At 74.5% G+C, this 2,049-nt stretch carries 2 protein-coding genes and 1 pseudogene; all 3 read right to left on the bottom strand.

Translation table 11 applies throughout. The features are described from left to right. Nucleotides 1-92: 92 nt before the first annotated feature. Nucleotides 93-1,160: a tRNA (adenosine(37)-N6)-threonylcarbamoyltransferase complex transferase subunit TsaD gene (gene tsaD, locus ACI3KX_RS22050; RefSeq protein WP_363357028.1), complete on the bottom strand. Its 1,068-nt coding sequence runs from the start codon at nucleotides 1,158-1,160 to the stop codon at nucleotides 93-95. After that, complete coding sequence (gene rimI / locus ACI3KX_RS22045) at nucleotides 1,157-1,822, bottom strand: ribosomal protein S18-alanine N-acetyltransferase (RefSeq protein WP_404911091.1); 666 nt, start codon at nucleotides 1,820-1,822, stop codon at nucleotides 1,157-1,159. The genes tsaD and rimI overlap by 4 nt, the downstream gene beginning before the upstream one ends. After that, nucleotides 1,819-2,049 (bottom strand): annotated as a pseudogene (locus ACI3KX_RS22040) (hypothetical protein); the annotation flags it as partial. The gene rimI and the pseudogene ACI3KX_RS22040, both read right to left, overlap by 4 nt.

Here is a 2,049-nt window from a genome sequence, read left to right as displayed (position 1 = left end):
CGCCGGCACCGTCGTGTCGGCGGGTCGCGGCTCCGCCCCGGCCGGGGGCTCGGGGGTCGCGTCGTCGCCGGGCACCGGCATCCGCTCGTCCGTCATCGCGACTCCGCGACCTGGATCTCGGTGACGGGGAGCGTCGAGTCGGCGCCGAACTCGAGCGTCGATGGAGCGCGGCCCGACATGATGAGCTCGGAGGTGAGGGCGGCGATCATCGCGCCGTTGTCGGTGCACAGCGACAGCGGCGGGATGCGCACGGTGACGCCCTCGGCCGCGGCTCGCTCGAGCGCCACGTCGCGCAGGCGCCGGTTGGCGATGACGCCGCCGCCGAGCAGCAGGCGCGGCACACCGTGGTCGCGGCACGCGGCGAGCGCCTTGGTCACGAGCACGTCGACGACGGCCTCGCGGAAGCTCGCCGCGACATCCGCGACCGGAACCTGCTCGCCAGCCGCCTGTCGCAACTCGACCCAGCGTGCGACCGCGGTCTTCAGCCCTGAGAACGAGAAGTCGTAGCGGTGCGCCGCCATGTCGGACGCGCGGGACAGGCCGCGCGGGAAGGGGATCGCCTTCGGATCTCCGGATGCCGCCGCCCGGTCGATCTCGGGACCTCCGGGGTACGGCAGCCCGAGCAGGCGGGCGACCTTGTCGAAGGCCTCGCCGGCGGCGTCGTCCATCGTCTCGCCGAGCAGCTCGACATCGGTGGTGAGGTCGCGCACGAGCAGCAGCGAGGTGTGGCCGCCGCTCACCAGCAGCGCGACCGTCGGGTACTCCAGCGGGGGCGCGTCGGTGTCGAGGATGTCGGCAGCGATGTGGCCGACGAGGTGGTTGACGGCATAGAGCGGCTTCTCGAGCGACACGGCGAGCGCCTTGGCCGCGCCGATTCCGACCATGAGGGCTCCCGCGAGACCCGGGCCGCTCGTCACCGCGACGGCGTCGAGATCGGCCAGCGCGACGCCCGACTCGGCGAGCGCCGCCTCGATCGACGGCTGCAGCGCCTCGAGGTGCGCGCGAGCGGCGACCTCGGGCACGACCCCGCCGTAGCGGGCGTGCTCGTCCATCGAGCTCGCGATCGTGTTCGACAGCAGCGTGCGGCCGCGGACGATCCCGATGCCGGTCTCGTCGCAGCTCGTCTCGATGCCGAGCACCAGCGGTTCGGCGCGGTTCACGTGCACACCCCTCCGTCCCACGCGGGCGCTGCACCGCCACCGGTCGCTGCACCGCCACCGGGCGCTGAGTCTGCACCGGTCGCCGAGCCGCCACCGGCCGTCGAGCCGGCACCGGGCGCTGCACCGCCACCGGTGGCCGAGCCGCCACCGGCCGTCGAGCCGGCACCGGGCGCCGAGCCGGCACCGGGCGCTGAGCTTGCCGAAGCGCCGTGCCAGCCCCGCACATCGAGCTTCATCACCACGGCGTCGACGTCGTCGGGCTGGTAGTACCGGGGCTTGCGGCCGATCTCGGCGAAGCCCTCCGAGGTGTAGAGCGCCTGCGCGACGGGGTTGTCGGCGCGCACCTCGAGGAAGACGTGGCCGACCCCGCGGCGCGCGGCCTCGTCGAGCAGCGCCCGCAGCAGCGAACGGCCGCGACCGCGACCCCGCGACACGTCGGCGATGGCGATGGTCTGGATGTCGGCATCCTTCGCTCCGGCGACCGCCCGGAGTCCCGCGTAGCCGACGAGCCGGCCGGCCTCGTCGTCCACGACGTACCAGCCGTGCGGGGAGGCGAGCTCTTCGCGCATCATCGCCTCCGACCAGGCGTCGGTGGGGAACGATGCGCGTTCGAGCGCCATGATCGCGGCGAGGTCGTCGCCGGTCGCCCTGCGGAGGCTCATGCGTCGTCCCGCTGTCGCTGGGACGCGGCCCGGTCGCCTGACCGTTCGGCGGATGCGGCGACGTTTACCCGCTTCGGTGCGTGCGGCAGCGTGACGTCGGGCGCCCGCAGGTACAGCGCGTCGACCGAGCCGATGCTCCGCCCGGCGGCGAGAGAGCGTGCCGCGGCGAGCGCGAGCATCGCGGCGGGGATGCGGTCGGCGTCGCGGCGTGCGGCCCCGGCCTGGGC

The sequence above is a fragment of the Microbacterium sp. ZW CA_36 genome (genome assembly GCF_044987475.1).
In the GTDB taxonomy this organism is placed as follows: Bacteria; Actinomycetota; Actinomycetes; order Actinomycetales; family Microbacteriaceae; genus Microbacterium.
This window is presented reverse-complemented; position numbering and strand designations above follow the sequence as displayed.